Below are 22,722 nucleotides of genomic sequence, written 5' to 3'. Positions count from 1 at the left end.
GAACCGATACAGTTTTAGGACCGCGTGTTACCCAGACGATTGGCGGTCAAGTCGCCACTGTATCGCTAAATCTGACTTTAGTGTTTTTCGATCCGATGTTGATCGCAGATCAAGGAAACAGGATCAGGATCGAAAGCTTTTCGATATCCTTCCAAAGATCACTGCTAAGTGAATCCCATTTCCCGGGGTTTTTGGTTTTCACCGCGTTTGAGTTTGACATTTTTTCAAGCTCCCACGCATCAGCGTCAGTCACTTCAAAAAAGTACTGATTAAGCAACGGTCCGCCTTCGATTTTGAGATGCCCTTCTGAAACTTCCCCTAGGCCGCTGCTGTCCGGCGGAAAAGACAAATGGGCATCCCACCACTTCCCACCTGTAAAGACCTCGATGCCAGTAAGACCCAGCATCCCGCCCCCAGATCTAGAAGTGAAAACATCCAGGGTCTGGCCCTCGGCCTGCCGTATTGTCGTTACGGCGAAGCCCCCCAGATTGAGCGTTTTCCATTTTTGGGTGATCGTAGATAATGTATTGGTCGGCATGTCTCGTTTACACTCCGCTAAAAAAATCAACGTCAGGCTTTGAAATATAAACAGCCTGACGAACACATATTAATTATAAACAACAAGCGCTTACCAAAATACCAGGCGATCAAAATGAACCTGATGCAACTTCTTGTTATCAAAAACTATAGCCAAAGTTGTGGCCATAGTCACCAATTTAGTGAGCGACGTTAAAATACGTCTACCACTATGACCGAGATATTGTCGGCGCCGCCGCCATCTAGTGCAATGTTCAAAAGCGTGTCACTTATCGTCTCGATCGGGCTGCCACTCAGCGTGTTTTCCAACAGCTCAAAGCCTGCGTATTTGTTCAACCCGTCTGAACATAAAAGATACCTGTCACCGGGTTCAATAGAGCCCCTGATCTTGTCCAATTCCAGTTCATCCCCGACCCCGACGGCGCGAGTGATCGCGTTTGACTGCGGGTGTTTTTCCGCCTCGTCCCACGTCATTTGTCCGGCATGAACCAGCTCGGCAACAAGGGAATGATCAGAGGTTAGCATATCGATTTGACCGCCGCGCAGACGATACAGTCTGCAATCGCCAGCCCAGAAACAAACAAAGTGTTCACCCGACACCATCATCGTGACCACGGCCGCACCTATCGTGCCACCGCCCCGCCTTTCGATTTCCGCAAGGATTGTCGTGTGCGCCCCCATAATGGCGCGACGCAATGCTTGCATCTGCTCGGCGGGTTCCAGATTTAGCGGGATCATCGCAACAGCATCCACGACAGTTTGCGAAGCAAAATCACCGCCCTCGTAGCCGCCCATACCGTCCGCAACCACCCAGATTTTTTGATCCGGTAGCGCGAGAATACTGTCCTCGTTCACTTTGCGAACTTTGCCAACGTGGGTCACTGCGCTATGCCGTATGATGGTCATACGCTGACCTCCGTTACATTTGGATCAGCTTGCCAAACAGGGGCTGCAAGATCAAACAGCCCTTGCATTTGCGCCGTGTTTGGCAACCCATCACAGGTCATGGTTTTAGGGTCGTCATCTAGGATGGCAGTCCAGACACTGGACAGCGATCTGCCGGTTGTCGTCGTTTTAAATTGTGGCACAGACAGCCGTGACAGCGATTGCGCCAGCGTGTCGCGTGTCATGTCGTCGTCTAGCGCGTCCAAGGCGACATCCTCTAAGCTGCGAAACACATCGCCCGCACCCGCATGCACCTCTGTAGGTGACGCTGGATCAGACACCGTCGCCATTAAGGTCAGTGGAAATTCACGGCCCACCCGATCCACCGATGGCATCAACACACCTAACATTGCGTCCGGTCCAGCCAACCCGGCACCAAGCGTAAAACGCCAGACAGGGGCGGACATAAAGCACGCTTGCCAATCAGGTCCAAGCAGACGACGCACTTCTTGCATGCCCGTTTGCAACCAAATGTCCCACGGCTCGACAAATGCCTGCGGGGCATTGATCCGAAAGAAATCTCCCAAGCTGGGCATTTTTCCAAAGGCTCCAAAACCAGTCACTATCAGAACGACTTCGGACAGCTAAATTTGGACAGCGCTGGCAATGAAAACGGATTTAGGGCTGAACTGGATTGCATTTGGAAAATTGCGATCCGCCCGCCGATGTTAAAGATAACACGTTTGCGATCGGGTGCGTTGGTGTTACGCACTTCGGCAGACTCCAGCATTCGGAACCACGCCCACGTGCCGTTTTGCAAAATCGCGCTTTCAGAGTTGCGTTTTTCAGGGGTGAATGTGACCCGCGCAGCACCCACAGGCCCCGGCCAACGGATGGCAAAAGGCCGCGGGGTTTTATCGCGGTGACGGAATGTGACGGCTTGGCCATCGATCTCTAGCAAGATGCCGCGGGCTTTGGGATCAAGCGCTTCGGGCAGCATTTGGAACCCGACATTTGGCGATGCAGCACCCGCAAAGAAGGCATCGCGGATTTGCGCCGCGCGTTCCAATTGGGTCAGGACGGCTTGCGAAATGCCCAATTCCTTGCCGGCCCCCGCCTTAAACGTCCACGGACTTTTGCGGGTATCAACCAGCTTTGAAAGGTTCTCCTGGAAAAACTTGTCGATCTCGCCGCCCGGACGGAACAACGCTGAAAATTCAACGAGGCCCGCATCGGTTTTTGAACGGCGTTCGAAAGGATAGGTGTTGGTTGTCACACGTTCGCACATCGGCAACACGGCGTCTTGCCAGCGCGCGTTGATCCCTGCCCGATTGCTTTGCGTCGTGATCCCCGAAGATCCAACCGTAATCTGAGAGCCCCAGCGTTTGATTGGCCCATCCGTGATCCGGCCTGCTGCGGCTTGGAAACGTGGCAATGCCGTGCTTGAGTCTTGCGGGTTTCCGACCCCACCTGCAAAGTTCAGGTTGCTCAGGTCTTGGTACACATCTTTTAGAATGCCGATCAGCTCGTCCACCTGTGACGGTTGCCCGTCAACCTGTGCGGTCAACTGATGCAGCCACGCGAAATGGTCCTCCACAAACTGGCCCGGAAGCTTGGGTTTCTTTCCAGTCTCGGCCTGCTGCGTCTTCATCAAGGCATCCAAAAACAGACGGCTTTGGGTCGACAGTTTGCGCCGTGCCACAAGTTTGCCAACGGTTCCCGCACCAGCAGTGGCAGCCGCAGCACCTTCGCCGCCGCCAGAGCGATCCTCGGTCAGCTTGGTTTCCTGGGCGATCGCCTCAAGCACATTTGTGATTGGGGACGTGGCCCCTGACAGCACATTGGTAACCTCGACAGCGTTGGCCAAATCGCCCATCGGGATGATGTCCAGCTCGCCCATCAACTTGTCGTATTGAAGCACGAAATCACTGTAATACAGATCAAGGACGTCGCGGCTCATGGCGAGCAAAACCGTTTCACTTTGGACTTGTTGTGCATCCGCCCCCAAGACCCAGCTTTCGCGTTGGATGCGAGTCGCCATGCCAAGGGCTTGTTCTAGAAACACCTCGTTAAAGCCCTGATAGGTGTAAATTCCTTTGATCCCGTCATTCAATTGCTTGCCAGATGACCGGCTTAACCCACGTGCCAGCGCAGGTCCGCCAACGTCCGTCAAACGCCACTCAGGAAGTGCTGTTGCCTCAGGGGAATTGATGATGCCAGTATAAACGCGCTGGGATTGCGGCAGTTGCGTAAGCACGCGTTGCACCGCTGCGACCAGATCGTTGTTCAACGCAATCGGGTGCAAAGGGGCTGCCAGCAATGCATCCAGGTGGTCCTTTAGATCCGCGCGCAAAGGTTCGCGGCTGGTGTCAGGGAACGCAAATTCCCAATCGGTTTTCAGCCACGACCCGATCAAATCACGGTTCATCGGGCCGACCTGACCAAGCGTCAGATAGACGCGCAGCGCCTCGTACAAAAGATCAGCGTCGTTAATGTTCGCTTGCATCTGGTTTTCCAAACGCAACAACAGCCGGGGCAGAAAATTCTGGTTCAAAGCAGCGCGATAAGTAAGGCGTTCTTCGTTGCCCAACACCTTGCCCTGATACAAGCCCCAGCCCAAACCATCGCCTCTGGGTTTGTCCACAAGCGTTGAGTTGTTCGGCAAATCGCGCAGGATATTCAGCGCAGGCACCAAGTTTTGCAGATCAGTGTCGCCAATCGGGCTGGGCTGAATGGCAGCGGCTGCGGTGCGATATCCCTCGATGCCTTGTTGGGTTTCTGTCAGCAGATCAATGTTGCCTGTGTAACTGCGCGCCCACAGACCGCCCATTCCGATGGCCGCTAGAAACACGCTGACAAACGCCGCACGCTTGGTCCAACGATAGCGCCGTTCTACTTTGTCGTCGGCCGACACAAGGCCCGCCTCGCGGAACATCACTTGGCCGAAAAGTTGGGTCAGGAAATAGGACCGGCCCGTGCCTTTACCCGCCCCGATCGCCTGACGGCCAATCCCGAAGGTGCGCGCCATGCCCATCATCAAGCGGTCAATCGGTGTGCCTTCTTGGGTGCCGGACGTGAAATAAACCCCCCGCAGCATTTGGCGATGTTCGAATTTGTTCTCAAGGAACAGCTCTTGCAAGAAATCATGGGCAACACCGCGCACCGAGGCGACTTGCGACGGAAAGCTGGCGATCAAGCTGCGACGTTGCGGATCGGATTCGTTCTGCATCCGTTCAAGCGATTGGCCATTCAACTGGTCCAACAGCAGTGAAAACTCTTCGTCGAATTTCACAATCGGGGAAACTTTGGTTTTCCGTTTGACCATCGGCAGGGTAAAGCCCCAGACCTGATCACGTTCCTCTTTGCCCAAAGGTTCAAAAAATTCACTAAAACCGGCAATCAAATCCGCTTTGGTGAACAGAATATAGACAGGGAAATGCACGCCCAGTTTTTCACGCAATTCGTGCAGACGACGACGGATCGCAGCGGCATGACCTTTTTGGGTCAGTTCGTCTTGCATCGACAAATCTGACAGGCTGATCGCAACAATCGCGCCGTTGATCGGCTGCCGTTTGCGGTGCTTTTTCAACAACTTCAGGAACCCAAGCCAGGCTGCGTTGTCTGCCTCTGCGTCACTTTCCTGCGTGGTGTAACGACCGGCTGTATCGACCAAAACCGCCTGATCGGTGAACCACCAGTCGCAATTGCGGGTCCCGCCGACACCGCCAATGGCCGCCGCACCAGAGTCGTCTGCCAACGGAAACTGCAGACCCGAATTTACAATCGCGGTGGTTTTGCCGGCACCCGGTGGGCCGATCATAACGTACCAAGGCAGCTGATAAAGATGCTGGCGCCCGAATTTGGACTTGCGCAGCTTGGTCATCGCATCCTTCAGCTTGTCGCGCATCTCACCCAGTTCGGCGGTGACGACTTCATCCTCCTCAAGGCCGGTGTCTTCGGCCATCGTAGCCATGTCTTCGACAAGGCTTTCGTCTTTCCTTTTGCTCGTCAACAGAATGATCAGAATGACAAACAGCGCCAAGATCCACAGCACAGCCAGCCCGACAAGACGACCCAAGACACTGTCGAATGGGCGCGCGTCCCCGAAGCCCAGAAAGCCACCAACAAACCACAAGGTCAGGGAAAGAATGAGCGAAACAATGATCGTAATGCCGATCCCTGATCCCAAAGCTCGAAAGAATTTCGTCATTAATTTAAGTCCTCACGCATAAGAACAATTTCAATGCGTCTGTTTGTTGCGCGACCGGCTCTGGTCTTGTTGCTGGCAATCGGCTCTTTGTCTGAACGTCCTTCGGCCTGCAATCGGGACGGATCATCCATGTTGGATGCGACCGATTTCAACACACTTTCGGCGCGCGCCAAGGACAATGCCTGGTTGCTTTTAAAGCGGGCTGAGTTGATGGGCGAACTGTCAGAGTGACCGGCAATGATCACAGGTCCTTTGGTTGCGTTCAGCGCTTTGGCGACGCGCGACAAAGGCGTTTTGAAGTCGGGCTTTAGCGCATCAGACGCCGATCCGAACATTCCATTGCCAGCGATGCGCACGGTAATTGTGTTCGTGTCCTGGAAAATCTCGACAAGCCCTTCCTGGATTTCATTTTTTAAAAATCCCGCAACCAATTCAGGTTGAGTCGATTGGCGAAGCACCGGCTTGACGACCACAGGTGGCGCGCGCCGCTCTAGCGTTGCGATCCCGCCAGGATCCAAGGCTGACAACTGCCCGATCACGTTCTGCGTCTGGGAAGTCAGGGCATACGACAGCCCGACAAATCCGACAGTCAGCATGCCCGCAACCGCGCCAACGGAAATCCAAAACGGCTTCCATGCCGACAAAATACGGTGCGGCACATCCAACCCAATCCAGTGGGGGGACAATTCACGTTCGATTTCACCGCGTTGCGTGCGAATAATCCGCGCCAAACCCATCCGAATGTTCAAGTGTTTATCCGCGCCGCCCTGCTCAACCCGCAGGCGACCTTCAAAACCGAGCGACAGACACATGTACAAAAACTCAAGCACATCGATGTTTTGCGAGGGGTCCTGTTCAAGGCGTGCAAGCAGATCATAGAACCGATCGCCGCCCACTGTTTCGCGGTGGAACGTGCCCACCATAGATTGCTGCGCCCATTGTGACGCCCCGCCCCAAGGCGTGTTCAAAACGACATCATCCATTGTCGCACAGATCGCGTAGCGTGCAACTTTGACCGCTTGGGCATCGACCTTGGCTTGCAAGGCGCGACTTTCAAAGGCCCGCACTTCGGCAACAACAGAACGACGCATCGCTTCGGGATCAGGATGTTGGGCACGATTGCGAATACGGCTGACCAGCGAAAACAGGGTTGTCGCCGCGCCGTTCAACGGGTTCATCCCCGTCAGGCTGGCAGTGACCGATTTGTCCGCAGCGGCAGGTTGTGGGATCGGCGCAGGCGCGGCTGCGGGTGCCGCAGGTTGCTGACCAAATCCCGCAGGATCATCGTAACTGCTGGCCACAGGTTGCGGCACCACCGGTGCGACGGGTGGCGTTGACGGTGGGCGACGTCCACCCGGATTGGGCCGGATAACCGTGCGTTCTGTATCATCAGGTTCTGCAAATGGATCGTCATCAGACATCGTAATCAACCTTCTGCATTAGCCCTGCCGGATGGCCCAAAGTTCCATCTTAAGCCCGGGGTATTCACCAGAGACATGCACCGCGATCCCTCCGGATGTTGTCATCTTGCCCCAATAGGCATTGTCGCCATCGAGTTCGAAATAAACGACATTTGCACTGTATGGGATTTGACGCGGTGCGACCGGTAGCGCGCGCATGGGAATGCCTGGCAATGCCGAATTCACCAATTGGCGGATTTCTTCAACCGGCCCCAACTTGGCCTGCCCCGAGAAATGGCGGCGCAGGTTTTCTACTGGAATATCGGCGCTCACAGCCAAGATAAATCCGGCTGTATTGATCAATTTACGATCCGAGATCACACCCACCGAGATACCGTATTTACGCGGATCAAGTGGGATAGACACAGCCGTTTGTTCCAGAACTGCGGACAGGTATTGGCGCAACAAACGGACAACGCCAGAGAACGTCTCTGTCAGATCGTGGTGCTGATAAGCAGGAAATTGCGGAGGGTGTTTTTCTGCCGCCATAAAGGTCGATAATTCACCCGCCAAAGACACGCATTGGCTGTACAGATGTGCGGGGTGCAGATTTTCGATGCTCATCATGTGACGGATCACCGGTAAGGTGCGGTTGATCGCCATCAACAACAAAAAGTCCTGAATTTCAGCGGCACCCTTGGCTGTTCCACTTTGGGCCATGCGCCCCGAAAGGGCCGTCATACGGTGCCCCAGCAAACCCTCTAACTCTTTCAGGAAACCTTCTAGCGGGGCGGCGGCGCGCACATCCATGCACGACGGCACAAAAGAGCTGTCCAGAATGACTTCTTGATCAGGGCGCACCTCGATTATCCGCGCAATCGGGATCGTCAGGCGGTCCGCCAAATCATCTACACCCAATGCAAATTGCAAACGCAACTTGCCCACAGTCAACATCGCCGATTTTTTGCCAGAACCGGCAGTGTCCGTCACTTCCAACTCGGCAGGGCGAAAACGGGTCGCTGACAATTCAGCCCCCGTCATGTCAGCCTCGGCCGCACCTTGGCGGCGTTGGGGCACCGACAAATAGACAACGCAATCTTTGATGTTGGACGGTATGTCCAAAGCAGGCGGATGATCCTCTGCACTCGGAACCCGAAAAACGGTGCCATCCTGGGTTAAACCTGCGCAAGATTTCAACGCGAATTGACCAACCTTAAGCACCTCATAGTCGATTTCCAACTCGGAAACCCCCCATGCATAAGGCGCAATGCGACGGGCCAAACCACCGACCAAATTTTCGGTGTAACGGTCTGCTTGCTGGAAATGGTGGGGCTGCAAGAACAACCCCTCCGTCCAAAGTACTTTACTGTCCCACGACATCAACGGGCCTCAATTCTAGTGTGCACATTACTTTAGCTTCTCAAGTTGTTCTTGATAGGCGCGTGCAAATTCTTTGCTAAACAAATCATGAAAATCATTTTCCGCCTGATCTGCGATTTCTTCGTATTTCTTTTCAAAAGTGTCCCAATACCGGGCCTTTTTGTTGGTCAACACAGTGCGAAAGCTGCTGTCAGCCTCAATCGTTTTTGCCAGTGCTTTAGGTTCTAGTTTGACCAAAACGCCTTTCAAGGCCGCTTCCATCCCTGTCATCATCGCAACCTCGTGGGCTTTGATATCTTGCAGCGCTTCTTCGGCGGCAGCGTGGGCATCAAGATAGCCCTTGGTCGTGGGCTTCACCATGCTTTCGACGGCCTGCTCGGCGCTGACCGAGAATTTGAGCGGGTTGTTTTTACCCGCCGAAATGACCGTTTGATGAATTCGGAACTCGGATTTGATCGAGGTCCGTGTCATCAAAATTTCGCGCACCCCGTGGATCATCATACGCATCACATTGCCAAGGCGGGTTAATGTCGGTTCAAGTTCCTGATCAGGAATATTGAGACCATCGGCCCCAAGGGCTGCCAAAAAGGCGCGCGCTGCGTGATCGGGCCCGCCTGCAGACATCACGACAGGGGCGGGTTTGGGTTCAGGCACAATTTCTGGTTCTGCTGGCCTGTCAACAATAGGTGTCTGCACAACCGGCGCATCCACAACGACAGGCGTCTCGACCGGGTCAATCTCGGGCAGGTCATCGGGGCCAAAGTCCGGGATGTCCACGTCGCCGGCTTCTAGGAACGGGTCAATGCTGGGCGCTGGCACTGGCGCAATCGGAGACACAGGCACGTCAGGCGCATCCAAATCCCAATCGTCGGGGATCGCACTGGTGGCTGGCGCCGGTGTTGGCATGAAATCGGACATCGGCGATGAATGCGCCACTTGGCTCGAACTGAATTCTTCAATCGGGTCTTCATCCGGAATAATCGGGGCAAAATCGTCCTCCATCGGAGGCATCAACCCATCGTCCCCTAGTTTGTCGCGTACGACGCCAGACGGGCCAGATGTGGGCCCACCCAGCAAATCATCCAGAAAATCGTCGCGGTCATCCAAGACATCCATCAAGGCACCAGGCGCACTTGCCGATCCGACAGCGAAATCATCATTGTCCAACGGTGGCGCAATGCTTTGCAACGGATCTTGGGCCTGGGCTGAGGTCATTTGGACCATCAATTCATAGCCGCCAATGGACAGAATATCGCCGTCATTGATAGGTGTCGGCGTCGCGCCCAATGCCATTTTACCATAGTTCAAAAACGTGCCGTTGGTCGAAAAATCGATGACGACAACGTTGCCACCCTGATCCTCAATTGCGCAGTGGCGACCGGAAATAATCTTGTCCGGATCGGGCAAAACGATATCGTTCTGGTCAGAACGCCCCACAGTCAAAGAGGTGCCACGCATTGAAAATGGTTGCCCGTTACTGGGCACCATTCCGGTCGATTGAAAGTGTAGTGTGACAGTCATCGGTACTTCATCCACCCACTATTACGGTTAATGCACCCGGTCCAACGACCATGCCACCATGGGCAGATGAATCCATTAGGATGCGCACACATGGACGGCCACCGATCAAAACGGTTCCTGATCCCTTGACCAGGGAATCCGGCGGGCCGACACATGTTGCCATGTTGCCCATCGGTGCCGGTGGTTTGCCCATGACCAAAATCGTTGGCACGCCAGGCGGTACGACTGGCCCACCGACATGCGGAATTGGCGGGATTCCAGGAGTCACCATCGGGCACATATGAAAATCGCCCACAAGAGCACAAGGCATCACGGCGCTGTCCCCTCGATTGCGGCTTGATCGTTTTGGAGTAACGGAATCTGACCATTTCCACCACGGGCAATGTCAACGGCACGGTCCACCAAATGATGGGCCATTTCCATTACATCGCTGCCTGTTCCCATCGCCACAATGTTCATTCCAAACGCCGACGTTTGCGAGGCACCGGGAGGGGCAGGATATTGCGCCAATTCGCCGGTCCCCAATGTTTCGTCGCAATAGACCACTGCCGAGGCACACAAGACCGTGTCGTCATCAATGTCCGCGACCTCGACTGCCAAACGCGCAGTATCGCGGGTCGCATCTGACGGTTTACGCACCCAAGCCTCGGAGGCGGCCAACGGGGGTGGCACCACCTCTGGATCAGGGCCTGTCACATCCCGCGCGGCCAAACATGCCCACCAAACGCGTTCCCGCGCGGGCAAGGCAACAGACATCAAACGCAGCATATCCATTGGCGCGTCGGCCTGCTCCAACTCTGCCAGCACCACCTCGACAGTGGCATTGGCCGGCGACGTCAGCTTTGTATCCAACTTGGCATTGGCCATCGCCAACAGGCGCATCGCTGGTTGGTTTGGAACCTTTGTGAGATCAGCAAATCGAGTGTTCATCATCAATCCCTCCTAGTTAATCTTTGTCATGCTGCCCTTGAGGGTCAGTATCGCATCCGCCTTAACGGTCGTCAGTTTACCTTTGACATCAACCATAGCCGTTCCTTCGACTTTGATCATCGGGCCTTTGATTGTAACGCCTTTGGTGTCCACAACAATAGACGAACCGCCGACCTTTAAGGTGATGGATTGCTTGGCCGTCAGATTGATTTTGCCAAGGTCCGTATCGACAGAATAATTCCCCTTCGAGACTTTGGTCGAGTCATTGCCTGATTTCACTTCGCGGCTGACATTGCCGTCCTTGATGACTTGGCTCACGTCGTCCGTGATCGTTTGGGTCGATTTTCCTTCGATCGTTTCGTCTTTGTCTTTCTTGACCTTTAGGGTCTGTTTGCCCGCCGTTACCTCAAAGGAGTGGTCCCCCTTTTCGATAATTTCATCCAGATGGTTTTCGATCTCGATCTTCAGGCTTTTGTCGTCCTGGGCGTCGGCTTTTTTGACATCATCCCCGTGTTCATAACCGACCTTAATATGGGCGCTGTTCTGAACGGTCTGAACGTAATCTTTTTCCGCTTCAAAGCGGACGAGCTCGTCGCCCTTTTTGTCCTCGAACATCAGCTCGTTGTATCCGCCACCACCTGAGGAACTGTTGGTTTTGATGCCAGAACGGGTCGCATTAGCAGGCAATTCATAGGGCGGCATCGTGTCAGCATTATACAACATCCCAACGCAAAGCGGGCGATCCGGATCACCTTCTTCGAACTGAATGACGACCTCTTGGCCGACGCGTGGAATGGCAGTGGTGCCCCACCCTTTGCCAGTCCACGGCATCATCGTGCGCACCCAACACGAACTAGAATCGTCGAATTTACCGGCACGGTCCCAGTGGAACTGCACCTTGATCCGGCCATATTTATCCGTCTCGATTTCTGCGCCACTAGACCCTGTGACCACCGCCGTATGGACGCCGGAAATCGTGGGTTTTGTCGCCGTTGTCAGCATTCTGAACGGTTTCGATTTCAAGACTGCATCGAACACAATCCGTGTGTGTTCAAATGTTGAAAGACCAAAATCAAAGGCTTCTTCCAACAGCGACGGTGTTTTGCCTTCGCCACCATTCGTCAAACGGAAATACTGTTTTGCGCGGGTCACCATGAACGACTTCATGTCAGCCGCCTTGTGACGGGGATGGTCGATCAAATCAAAGGTGTACCCGACCCAAAGGTTCAGAATGTTCGCTTCGCCGGTCCAGACCTGATGCTGGGCCGCCGCTGCTTCCATCTGAAAGCTTGCGAACTGATCGCCTTCTCCGCTTTCACGGTATCCACCTGGATAGCGGTAAACCTCATAGTCATTATGTTGGTGCTTGCCGCTTTTCACGATCGACGTCGATGTCAGATCTGCTTTGGGTTTGGTGAAATCATAGTCATCCAGAGTGACCTTGCCGCTGACCACATTTTCCGTCGTGGTCCATTTGTAAATGTGGTCCAATTGTTGCTCGGCGGCGTCATCACGAAATGGCAGTTCGTCATCAATTTTAACTGCGGGATGCGTGCTCGGAGAATCCGCCAACACCAACTTTGCGGCGTCTTTCCCAAAATCAAAATAGAAATAGATGCCATCCTGCTCTAGCAGGCGCTTTATGAAATCAAGGTCTGTTTCGCGATATTGAACACAGTATTCCCGTCGCGCATCGGCTTTGGAATGATCGGTCACAAGGTCTTTGCTGAACCCGTAATCACCCAAAATTTCCTGAACGATCGCAGTCGTCGTCATGTTTTGAAACACACGGTTGTTGTGTGATCTGGTTAAGAACCAAATCCAGGGACGGACCTCGGCAAAATAGTGACCATCACCCGTGGGCGACCCTTTGTACTCAGCGCTAATGCAAGTGCCGTAAAACAACTGTTCCTTGGCGTCCGCACCCGCAATGGAAAACCCAAGATCACCGCCGACAAAATCGCTTAGATCCAGCATGCGGTCACGCGAAACAAATTCGATCTGAGCCACCGGAACATCGTTTATGCCGCCATCAATGATCCCGCTGACCAGCACAACTTCTTCTGTTTTATAGCTGCCATACATCTCGATGGCAGTCGTTTTTTCCTGTGCCATGCCATTCCCACCTTTGGTCACTGTCAGATTAGACCAAACAACGTCGAATTTCTAATTTTTTATGGGTTGGAACATTTGTGTCCCAACCCGTTTTTCGCGCCTAAGCTTGATCAATCAAAGCTGTAGGTGAACTCTGCGTCGGTCACATCAATTGCCACTTTATTAACGGATTTCCCTTGCATCATACGGGTCAGGAATTCGGCCGAGATGTCTGGCAACATCGTGTTGGTCACAATCGCATCAATCATACGCCCGCCAGATTCCAATTCCTGACAGCGGTTCACGATTTCCTCGACCACAGCATCCGAATATTCGAACGGCACATTGTGGCTTTCCATCACGCGCTTTTTGATGCGGTTCAGTTGCAGCGCTGTGATCTTGCCAATCATGTCTGGTGACAACGGATAGTACGGGATCGTCACCAAACGCCCCAGCAAGGCGGCCGGGAAGATTTTCAGCAACGGATCACGCAGGGCTTTCGTAATGCCTTCGATTTCGGGCATCAATTCCGGGTCCGCGCACATGTCCATGATCAGGTCGGAACCCGCATTCGAGGTCAGCAAGATCAGCGTGTTTTTGAAATCAATCACGCGGCCTTCGCCGTCTTCCATGACGCCTTTATCGAAAACCTGAAAGAACACCTCGTGCACGTCCGGGTGCGCCTTTTCGACCTCGTCCAACAGAACCACCGAATAGGGTTTGCGCCGCACCGCTTCGGTCAGAACGCCACCTTCACCGTAGCCCACGTAGCCAGGAGGAGCCCCTTTCAGCGAAGACACGGTGTGCGCCTCTTGATACTCGGACATGTTGATCGTGATGACGTTTTGTTCGCCACCGTACAGCACTTCGGCCAAGGCCAGCGCCGTTTCGGTTTTACCCACGCCCGACGTACCGGCCAGCATGAACACCCCAATTGGTTTGTTGGGGTTGTCCAAACCTGCGCGGCTGGTCTGAATGCGTTTGGCGATCATCTTCATCGCGTGGTCCTGACCAATGACGCGCTTGGCCAAATGTTCCTCGAGGTTCAGAACTGTTTCCAGTTCGTCACTGACCATGCGGCCCACGGGAATACCCGTCCAATCGCCGATCACACTGGCCACGGCCTGCGCATCCACAATTGGCAAGATCAAAGCGTTCTCGCCTTGCAGCTCTTCAAGCTCTGCATTCTTGGCCTTTAGCTGACCCATCAAATCCGCACGTTCCTCAGCACTCATGCCGTCTTGGGCGGGTGCGGTTTCCGCGCCGTCTTCGGCGTTGGCATCGGCAATCGGATCTTGCGCTGTGTCCACAGCAGCCGCGCCTTCGCGCAGCTTGGCCCGCAGATCAAGGATCGATTCGACAACCGCTTTTTCTGCATCCCAGCGCACATTCAGCGCATCCAATTCACCTTCGGCGTCCGCCTTGGCGACAGACACAGCATCGCGGCGAGCATCAACATCGTAGCCCGCAGTTTCATCGCGGTCGATGATGTCCAATTCAGTCGTCAGCGCGTCAATGCGCTTGCGGCAATCGTCCACCTCGGCGGGCACCGCATGTTGGCTTACGGCGACACGGGCGCAGGTGGTATCCAAAACGCTGACCGATTTGTCAGGCAACTGGCGGGCCGGAATGTAGCGAGCAGAGAGAGACACTGCCGCCTCGATCGCCTCGTCCAAGACCTGAACACGGTGGTGTTTTTCCAGCATCGATGCAATGCCGCGCATCATCATGATGGCCTTTGGCACGGCGGGTTCTTCGACCGCGACAACCTGAAAACGACGGGTCAACGCCGGGTCTTTTTCGATATGCTTTTTGTATTCAGCCCAGGTGGTTGCGCCGATGGTGCGCAAAGTGCCACGCGCCAACGCAGGTTTTAAAAGGTTCGCCGCATCGCCCGTGCCAGCCGCGCCCCCTGCCCCAACCAGCGTGTGGGTTTCGTCGATGAACATCACGATCGGCGTGGTCGAGGCTTGAACCTCTTCGATCACAGCCTTTAGGCGGTTTTCAAATTCGCCTTTCATCGACGCACCAGCCTGCAGCAGACCAACATCCAACGCCAGCAAACGTGCACCCTGCAAGGCGGGTGGGACATCACCGCGCGCGATGCGCAGGGCGAACCCTTCGACCACAGCCGTTTTACCAACACCAGCTTCACCTGTCAGGATCGGGTTGTTTTGACGGCGTCGCATTAGCACGTCGACGATCTGGCGAATTTCCTCATCACGACCCACAATCGGATCGATCTCACCGTCTTTGGCTTGCTGGGTCATGTCAGTGCAATATTGCTGCAACGCCTCTTCTTTGCCCATCGACGCCGGGGCCATCGCGCCCGATGCCTCACCCGGAGCAGCACCACCGCCGGTCATCGAACCATCTGTAGCAACCAACGTTTCTTCTGGAGATCCATCGGTGATGGCCGCAAAATTTTCAGACAAATCATCTGGCAAAATCCGCGCGAATTCACGCGAAATCCCCAAGAAAATATTGCGCAGTTGTTTTGTCTTCATCATGCCCAGAACCAAGTGGCCCGTGCGAACCTGAGATGAAGAATACAACAGCGAGCCATAGACCCACGCGCGTTCCATCGCGTCCTCAAGGTGTTGGGACAGATCGGAAATCGTGCTGGCCCCACGCGGCAACGCATCCAAGGCGGTGGTCATATCCGCAGACAGACGGGCCGGATCGACCTTATAGTGCTCAATAATTTTGTGAAAATCGCTGTCCGGCAGTTGCACGATCTGCGCCAACCAATGGACAATCTCGACATACGGATTGCCTCGCATTTTGCAAAACACTGTCGCGCCTTCGACGGCTTTATAGCCCATCGAATTCAGCTTACCAAACAAGGCTACACGGCTAATCTCGGTCATAAAAATATCCTCCCTACGCGGCCTTAGTTATTCTAGGCTGCTGTTCTTCTGTGATTTTGTGGTTCAAGAAATAATTCGTCGGCATCCCCGTCGCCGGCGCGTTCGCCGATCCAACTGGTTTGACCAAGGCGGGTGTTACCGCCCAAAATTGCACTTGGAACTTCGTCAGCTTTCAAGATGATGTTCACATCCCAATCCAACGCGTCCCCTATATAATTGCGCACGACAGAGGCCATTTTATCCATCGATGCACCGCCCGGCAGCAGGCGTTCGTATTCTTTCAACGACACCGGTCCAACGATCAGACGGAACTTGGCCGCCCGCGACCAAACCTTGGAACCGATGCTGGTTGTTTGGCCCAATCCCCCGGCCGCACCCAACTGCCATTGGTCGTCGTCTTCTAGTTCGAGCCACGAGCCGACAAATTCCTGCATCTTGAACGGCGCGTGGAAAAAGCCCGACAAGATGGCGATCAGCCCTTCGGCATTCTTGGGGCCTGACGCCAACTGACCGGTGAAATGGCGTTTGGCCATGTCAGGCATCGCGTCACGATTGCGCAGCCCGTCGCCGTGCATTCCGGCAAGTGCTGCAACGTGGCTTTCGAATTGCGATCCCGCGCCCCGATCCAAATCGACAGCCGGCTGGCCCGTCACCCACGCGCGGTACAACAGCCCCATCAACCGGTGGGTCAGCATATTGGCAAAGGCCACAAACGACGGGTCGCGATTGTTGATCTGACGTTCGCGGGCATATTCTGTCAGGTGATTGGGCAAAGGGCCGTGCGGTCCAAAAAAGCCGAAAAAGCGGTTGACCAATTCACCAGGGCCATTGCCATCAGGAGCTTTGAAAGCGCGAATGGTGCTGGGCGGAAACGCCATGCGCGCCTCTTGGCTTAGGCGCACTGCATCCTCGCGCGGGCGGCGGGAATGGCCCATTTGCGGGTTCTGCGCATACTGCGCCTCGAGAATGCGCAGGGCCAGAAAGATGTGGTGGCTTTCGGGGTGTTCAATCAAACGCTCGAAGTGCGTCAGATGATCCGCCCCAGGCCGGTCTCCGGTCGCCATCGCGCGATTTCTCCATTTTGTTGGGTTTTCATGACCGTTTCAGTAAAGCTGTTGATCGTCACGTATTTGCGGAAAAACCGTTCCAGCACCGCGCCCAACAGGTAGACGCTGGTGCCTTCAAAAAAGCTTTCGTCCAGTTCGATTGTGATTTCCAAACCCCGCACCGCGGTGGACAAGACACCGTCGCTGATCCGGCGCACAATCGGGCGGCTGGTCACAGACACGATGCCCTCAAGCTGCATGTTTGTGGCGCGATCACCTTTGGGGGCATACAGGCCAACCAATTCGCGCAGTGCTGCGGCACCGTCGCCTGCATCCGCATCGGCAATCGACAGATAATTCAAACTAAGGTGACTGATCAGACGCCATGCAGCGTCGCCTTGGGCCAAGGTCGGGCGCGGGCGCGTTGGGTTCACAGGTGTGCGAACTTTTGCAACCGGTCCGCCGTCCGGCAGATGGAACAAATCGTCCTGACCAGTGGGCAGTAACATCGGCAGATCGCGGTTCGTGACCAATGCCCGCACCGCCAATTGGCTCATTTCAGGGTCATAGGGCGCTTGTTCGCTGTCCACCAAAGCCAGGTAGCTTTCGGACCCCAAATAGCTGGTCCGCGCGCCTTTTAGGCGTTCCTTTTCGGTGCGCTGCCGCATCTTTCGTTTCTGGGTGTAATAGGTCAGATGACCGTCACCAGCAGGGGAAAAATCATCGGCTGAATAGAACGGACGGAAGTCAATGTCGTCTTCGCCCTCGGCACTGATGCCGGTTACCCCCAACAGCGAATACACCTCGTAATCCTGACCAGAGGTACGGTCGGCAACGATATGATGTTCAACATTTTGCGTGGTGATTTGCACGCGATCACAACGTTTCTCAAACAGATTGATTGCAGGCACACAATTCAGCGAAAACGCATCCGGCGTGATCCCCGCCTCAATCGAGGGCAGACCGTCGCGCAGCAAAATATAAACGTCCAACTCGCTGTCGACACTGCGGGCCAGCCCAGACGACAAACCATTCAGCTCCACGAAATGGAACCTCTCTGGCATTGCAAAATATTCCTGTAACAACCGGTATCCATCAAAGGATTGGCGCGGCGTCGGCAACAGGGCTTCGTCCTGGGAAAACCCCTTGGCCTCGATGCCGCCATTCAGGTCGAGCGTCCAGTCCGCACGACGATCGGTCGAGCGCGCGACCAAACCCGTGGTCTGCGTGCAAAGCAATTGATGCAACTGCCAACCGCGCGCACCCTGCCCGCCCAAAAACAACGTCAGTTTATCAAGACCAAGTTCGCCAATCGGCTCGCCGCCATGACGCTTTAGGCGCAACCGGATAGCGGCGCGGGCATCCTTGCCCAGCGAAACACCCGCCGCAACCAACGCACCACGACCATCGATGTATTCCGCCTCGGTCACCTCGATTGGCCAAAGGGTCAGATCAGCGGCAGTGCGGTAAACGCAAGCCGACTGCGATCCTTCTGCCAACCGCGACCGCAACTTTGTATCGCGCGGCATCACATAGCCATCTGCGACAGATCCATTTTCCATATCCGGAACCAGTTGCGCCACCATCATTGACGGAATCGGGGCCAGAAAATGGGGGTAGACGATTTCCAGCAAGTGGCTGGTGAAGGCAGGATATTGCAGTTCCAATTCCAGCTGAACACGGGCGGACAGGAATGCACTGCCTTCCAGCAATCGTTCAACGTAAGGGTCCAGAACCTCGACCCCGTCCATGCCCAGACGCGACGCAATCTTGGGGTAGGATTCAGCAAACTCTGCGCCCATCTCGCGCATGTAGGCCAGTTCGCTTTCGTAATGTTTGAGAAGCCTTGTGTCCATTTGACCCTAGCCCACGCTCTCGAGCGACAGTTGACCCGTGGTCAAATCAATCTGCGACCGCATATACAATTCCATCGGCAACGGTTGCGCCCACATGTCTGCGTGAATGTCGAATTCAATAACCGTCAGGCTGCTTTTTTGATCTTTGCGTGCGACAACCTCGAGGGTGCCTTCTTTGATACGGGGTTCAAACATGATGATCGCCCGCTTAATCGATTTACGGATTTCTATAGCGCGCTTTTCGGTGGAGTAATCGCCTGCGACTTCTCGGACACCGAAATTCAGAACCGAGTTGCTGATATTTGGATACTGTTCGGCATCAATCAAAGTGTCCTGACTGTTGCTGTTCAAAAGCCACGCCAGATCCCTGCGAATGATGTCCCGCAAACGGCGAAGATCAATCACCCGATCATCACGGGTTTCGACTTTGGATTCAGGTTCATTATCGGTCAACCTGTCCAACAGCGAAGGTTGCAGGCGTTCCGTGATGGTTTTATTGGCCATCAACCTCGCCCTCGGCAGCAGGTACAGGATCCATGCTGAGCGTGCGTAAATCCATCAAAGCAATGTCTGACTTGTCCGTCGTCAACAAACGCTGGCCCGTTCCAACATAGGTGTCATCGCCAGCATCAGCCCACATTGTGGCGCGTGCCAACATCGCCGCATCATCTTTTGAGGCCGGCGTGCCCGCGTAGCGGGTCGGGATCAACGCCACAAATTCGCCGCCATTTTGAAGGGTCACGTTTGCAGCGGTCCAAACAGAATCGCGCAAGTCTTCGGGCGGGTCCACTTTGAGGGTCAGAATTGCGCTAAACGGCATCCAGAAATAGCGCCCGTTGACGATGATTTCTAACACCGGACCCATCCGCATATCTGCGTCGGCAATCCATTCAAATCGCTCGCCGTTGATCTCGCCGCCCAAGTCCGGCACTTGGTCAAACGCCTGACTGCGCAATGCCGCCGCGTGGGTGGTATTTCCGCCGGCCATAGCGCGGTTTGCCTCGATCAACAGCGCCAACCATTCTACTGGTTCACCAAAAATCAGAGGGTCTTTTTCACCCGCGAACACTTTTTCGCGAAACACTTCGCAAATGATGCCTTCGCGATAAGTTTGGGCCATTGGTATCGCAAGCGCATCCAGTTCTGCACACAGCTTAAGCTGGGCAATTGCACGCTTCCAATCCCCCATAACGCATAAAAGCTGGAACAGGAAAATCCGCAATTTTGGGTCTGATGCATCAGCCCGCACTTGATCCTGAAGCGCCGAAAGGGCGGCGGATAAATCGCCTGTTTTCAGGGCGTCTTTTGGGTCAATACTCACGGGCGGATCCTTTGGGAATTTCAGGTAGAGGAAATACCGCCGCCAGACCAACGTCCAACGGCGATATTTCTAATCACGAATTTAAGGAGCTGAGTTTTCAGCGATGTTCCATGGGAACTCTTTCGCTGCTTCACCAGAACCGTCATCTTTTTGTTTCTTGTAAGACACTTTGACTTCAGCAAAATTCAGAGTGACGTTCTCTGTCAGACGATCTTCGCCACCAGAACCACCCGTCGACACGGATGTAACCATTACCTTCTTCATCTCAATGACAAGATATTCCAAAGGGGTTTTACCCGCTTTGCGCACGATCAGTTCCGCTTTGGGAAAGTGGTCGCCGTTTGCGCAATATTTCATCAGCTCAGCAGAAGATTGGTCAATCCATTTGGTGATGCTGATGTCCTGGAAGTTTGCTTTGCCAGCACCGCCACCGCCGCCCGCGTGGAACGACCCCGACTGGGACATCCCCCACGACCACGCCAAGACATCGATATCGTTCTTGTGGTCCTTATCCTGAGATTCCCCGGCGATCTCGCCTTCGATCTTTAGGAACATATCAACAGCCATAATTCTTCTCCTTGGTAAATAATGCGGTCACTTCCGCAACTCGGTTGAATTCGCGCGCAATGTTCATCACGCGCGGTAAAATTAGCCCTTCTCGGACGGCAGCTTGGATACCAAACGCAAGGAGACAGACAGCCCCTCAAGTTGGTAATGCGGCCGAAGGAAAAAGCGCGATTGATAGTAACCAGGGTTACCTTCGACTTCAGCCACTTCGACTGTCGCCGCCGCGAGTGGTTTTTCTGCCTTGGTCCGTTCGCTGGACGAATTCGGGCTGCCGTCGACATATTGCAAGATCCAGTCGTTCAACCAGCGCTCCATGTCATCACGGCTTTTGAATGACCCGATTTTGTCGCGGACCATGCATTTGAGGTAATGCGCAAAGCGGCAGGTGGCGAACAGATACGGCAAACGCGCGGCCAGATTTGCGTTGGCTGTCGCATCAGGGTCGTCATATTCTGCTGGATTGTGCAAAGACTGCGCACCGATAAAGGCCGCCATGTCTGTGTTCTTGCGGTGGATCAGCGGCATCAAACCACTTTTTGCAAGCTCGGCTTCGCGACGATCAGAAATGCCAATCTCGACTGGGCACTTCATGTCCACGCCGCCATCGTCTGTCGGGAATGTGTGTGTCGGCAGATTGTCGACGGTCCCACCAGATTCAACACCACGGATACGGCTACACCAGCCATATTCTTTGAACGACCGGTTGATGTTCGTGGCCATACCGTAAGCCGCATTCACCCATGCAAAGTTTGCGGATTCTGCGTTGCCGGTGTCTTCTTCAAATGCGAACTCATCGACAGGGTTCGAATTTGCGCCGTACGGCTGACGGCCCAAAAAGCGCGGCATTGTCAGACCCAGGTATTTGGAGTCTTCGGAATTACGCAACGAGTTCCACGCTGCATACTCAGGCGTGCTGGTGATCTTGGTCAAATCACGCGGGTTCGCCAATTCCTGCCAGCTTTCGAACTGCATCAGGGACGGGTCAGCGCCAGTGATGAACGGGGCGTGCGCCGCCGCTGCCACTTTGGCCATCTCACCCAACAATTCAACATCAGGGGCCGAGTGGTTGAAGTGATAGTCGCCAACCAGGCAGCCATAAGGTTCGCCGCCAAACTGACCAAATTCTTCTTCATACAGTTTCTTAAAGATCGGTGACTGATCCCATGCCGCGCCTTTGAACTTGCGCAACGTTTTGCCCAAATCCTTTTTCGAGATGTTCATCACCCGAATTTTCAGCTGCTCATCGGTCTCGGTGTTGTTGACCAAGTGATGCAGACCGCGCCAAGCGCTTTCAAGTTGCTGGTATTCATCATTGTGAATGATCGCGTTGACCTGCTCAGACAATTTCTTGTCGATCTCGGCAACCATCGCTTCGATAGAATGCAGAACATCGTCAGACACCAAGGCCGTGTTTTCCAGCGCTTGCTGTGCCAATGTCTTGACCGCAGATTCAACGGCCGATTTGGCCGTGTCCGTGCGCGGCTTGAACTCTTTGTTCAATAGCGAGGAAAAATCGACTTCGCCCTCGGCAACGGCGCCTGCGGCACCTTCTGCTGCTGTTGCTTCTTCAGCCATGTCTTACTCCTCCGCGTCGTCGTCAGCAGCCGCAGGTGTTGCAGCCAGTGATTTCAACAATTCAGGGTTTTTGATCGCATCGGCAATCAGTTCTTCCGCGCCGGGTTTGCCATCCATGTAGGTCATCAGATTGGACAGCTCGTTGCGGGCATCCAGCAGCTTTTTCAGCGCCGGTACTTTGGCCGCAATCGCACCGGGCGAAAATTCGTCCATGCTTTCAAACGTCAGGTCGACAGACATGTTGCCTTCGCCAGTCAACGCATTGGGCACCGAAAACGCAGCGCGCGGTTTCATCGCCTTCATACGGCTGTCAAAATTGTCGACATCGATTTCGAGGAATTTGCGGTCGGCAATGCCGGGCTGCGCCACTTCGGACTTGCCTGCCAAATCGGACATAACGCCCATCACAAACGGCAGCTGGACTTTCTTTTCCGCGCCATACAGCTCTACATCATATTCGATCTGCACACGCGGCGCGCGGTTACGCGCAATAAATTTCTGTGAACTAGACATCAATCTCTCCCTTATCG

At 54.4% G+C, this 22,722-nt stretch carries 18 protein-coding genes; all 18 read right to left on the bottom strand.

Annotation, left to right across the window (positions count from 1 at the left end; genetic code table 11):
* Window positions 1-109: 109 nt before the first annotated feature.
* Entirely contained in the window at window positions 110-538 is a 429-nt protein-coding gene (locus tag ACFIO0_RS21905) for a hypothetical protein (protein WP_390915578.1), read from the bottom strand.
* A 191-nt stretch (window positions 539-729) separates the two neighbouring features.
* Window positions 730-1,443 (bottom strand): protein phosphatase 2C domain-containing protein, encoded by a 714-nt coding sequence (locus ACFIO0_RS21900; RefSeq protein WP_390915577.1) that lies wholly within the window; start codon window positions 1,441-1,443, stop codon window positions 730-732.
* On the bottom strand, window positions 1,440-2,045 hold the full coding sequence (tagF, locus tag ACFIO0_RS21895) for a type VI secretion system-associated protein TagF (RefSeq protein ID WP_390915576.1): 606 nt from the start codon (window positions 2,043-2,045) through the stop codon (window positions 1,440-1,442). Before tagF ends, ACFIO0_RS21900 begins: the two co-directional genes overlap by 4 nt.
* A 2-nt stretch (window positions 2,046-2,047) precedes the next feature.
* A complete protein-coding gene (gene tssM / locus ACFIO0_RS21890) occupies window positions 2,048-5,632 on the bottom strand; it encodes a type VI secretion system membrane subunit TssM (protein ID WP_390915575.1) in 3,585 nt (1,194 codons plus the stop codon).
* Complete coding sequence (gene icmH, locus ACFIO0_RS21885; protein WP_390915574.1) at window positions 5,632-7,053, bottom strand: type IVB secretion system protein IcmH/DotU; 1,422 nt, start codon at window positions 7,051-7,053, stop codon at window positions 5,632-5,634. Before icmH ends, tssM begins: the two co-directional genes overlap by 1 nt.
* A gap of 18 nt (window positions 7,054-7,071) precedes the next feature.
* Window positions 7,072-8,412 carry a type VI secretion system baseplate subunit TssK gene (gene tssK / locus ACFIO0_RS21880; RefSeq protein WP_390915573.1) on the bottom strand — a complete coding sequence of 447 codons (1,341 nt, stop codon included), beginning with the start codon at window positions 8,410-8,412 and terminating at the stop codon, window positions 7,072-7,074.
* A gap of 27 nt (window positions 8,413-8,439) precedes the next feature.
* Entirely contained in the window at window positions 8,440-9,933 is a 1,494-nt protein-coding gene (gene tagH / locus ACFIO0_RS21875; RefSeq protein ID WP_390915572.1) for a type VI secretion system-associated FHA domain protein TagH, read from the bottom strand.
* A 7-nt stretch (window positions 9,934-9,940) separates the two neighbouring features.
* Complete coding sequence (locus ACFIO0_RS21870; RefSeq protein WP_390915571.1) at window positions 9,941-10,204, bottom strand: PAAR domain-containing protein; 264 nt, start codon at window positions 10,202-10,204, stop codon at window positions 9,941-9,943.
* Between the two features lie 38 nt (window positions 10,205-10,242).
* Window positions 10,243-10,866 (bottom strand): DUF6931 family protein, encoded by a 624-nt coding sequence (locus tag ACFIO0_RS21865; protein WP_390915570.1) that lies wholly within the window; start codon window positions 10,864-10,866, stop codon window positions 10,243-10,245.
* A gap of 9 nt (window positions 10,867-10,875) precedes the next feature.
* On the bottom strand, window positions 10,876-12,978 hold the full coding sequence (locus ACFIO0_RS21860) for a type VI secretion system tip protein TssI/VgrG (protein ID WP_390915569.1): 2,103 nt from the start codon (window positions 12,976-12,978) through the stop codon (window positions 10,876-10,878).
* Window positions 12,979-13,088: 110 nt separating this feature from the next.
* Complete coding sequence (gene tssH, locus ACFIO0_RS21855) at window positions 13,089-15,827, bottom strand: type VI secretion system ATPase TssH (protein ID WP_390915568.1); 2,739 nt, start codon at window positions 15,825-15,827, stop codon at window positions 13,089-13,091.
* Between the two features lie 32 nt (window positions 15,828-15,859).
* Entirely contained in the window at window positions 15,860-16,891 is a 1,032-nt protein-coding gene (gene tssG / locus ACFIO0_RS21850) for a type VI secretion system baseplate subunit TssG (RefSeq protein WP_390915607.1), read from the bottom strand.
* A complete protein-coding gene (tssF, locus tag ACFIO0_RS21845; RefSeq protein WP_390915606.1) occupies window positions 16,855-18,729 on the bottom strand; it encodes a type VI secretion system baseplate subunit TssF in 1,875 nt (624 codons plus the stop codon). Before tssF ends, tssG begins: the two co-directional genes overlap by 37 nt.
* Window positions 18,730-18,735: 6 nt before the next feature.
* Window positions 18,736-19,233, bottom strand: a complete 498-nt coding sequence (tssE, locus tag ACFIO0_RS21840) for a type VI secretion system baseplate subunit TssE (RefSeq protein WP_390915605.1) — start codon at window positions 19,231-19,233, stop codon at window positions 18,736-18,738.
* Window positions 19,223-20,044 (bottom strand): type VI secretion system accessory protein TagJ, encoded by an 822-nt coding sequence (locus tag ACFIO0_RS21835; protein WP_390915608.1) that lies wholly within the window; start codon window positions 20,042-20,044, stop codon window positions 19,223-19,225. The genes tssE and ACFIO0_RS21835 overlap by 11 nt, the downstream gene beginning before the upstream one ends.
* Window positions 20,045-20,131: 87 nt before the next feature.
* The gene (locus tag ACFIO0_RS21830; protein WP_390915604.1) at window positions 20,132-20,617 is read right to left on the bottom strand and encodes a type VI secretion system tube protein Hcp; all 486 of its coding nucleotides are present in this window, start codon (window positions 20,615-20,617) and stop codon (window positions 20,132-20,134) included.
* 81 nt (window positions 20,618-20,698) lie between these two features.
* Window positions 20,699-22,192 (bottom strand): type VI secretion system contractile sheath large subunit, encoded by a 1,494-nt coding sequence (tssC, locus tag ACFIO0_RS21825; protein WP_390915603.1) that lies wholly within the window; start codon window positions 22,190-22,192, stop codon window positions 20,699-20,701.
* A gap of 3 nt (window positions 22,193-22,195) precedes the next feature.
* Complete coding sequence (tssB, locus tag ACFIO0_RS21820; RefSeq protein ID WP_390915602.1) at window positions 22,196-22,708, bottom strand: type VI secretion system contractile sheath small subunit; 513 nt, start codon at window positions 22,706-22,708, stop codon at window positions 22,196-22,198.
* Window positions 22,709-22,722 lie beyond the last annotated feature (14 nt).

Source organism: Pseudosulfitobacter sp. SM2401, assembly GCF_042932805.1.
Lineage (GTDB): Bacteria > Pseudomonadota > Alphaproteobacteria > Rhodobacterales > Rhodobacteraceae > Ascidiaceihabitans.
Note: the sequence above shows the minus strand (reverse complement) of the source record. Positions and strands in the feature narration are given on the sequence as shown.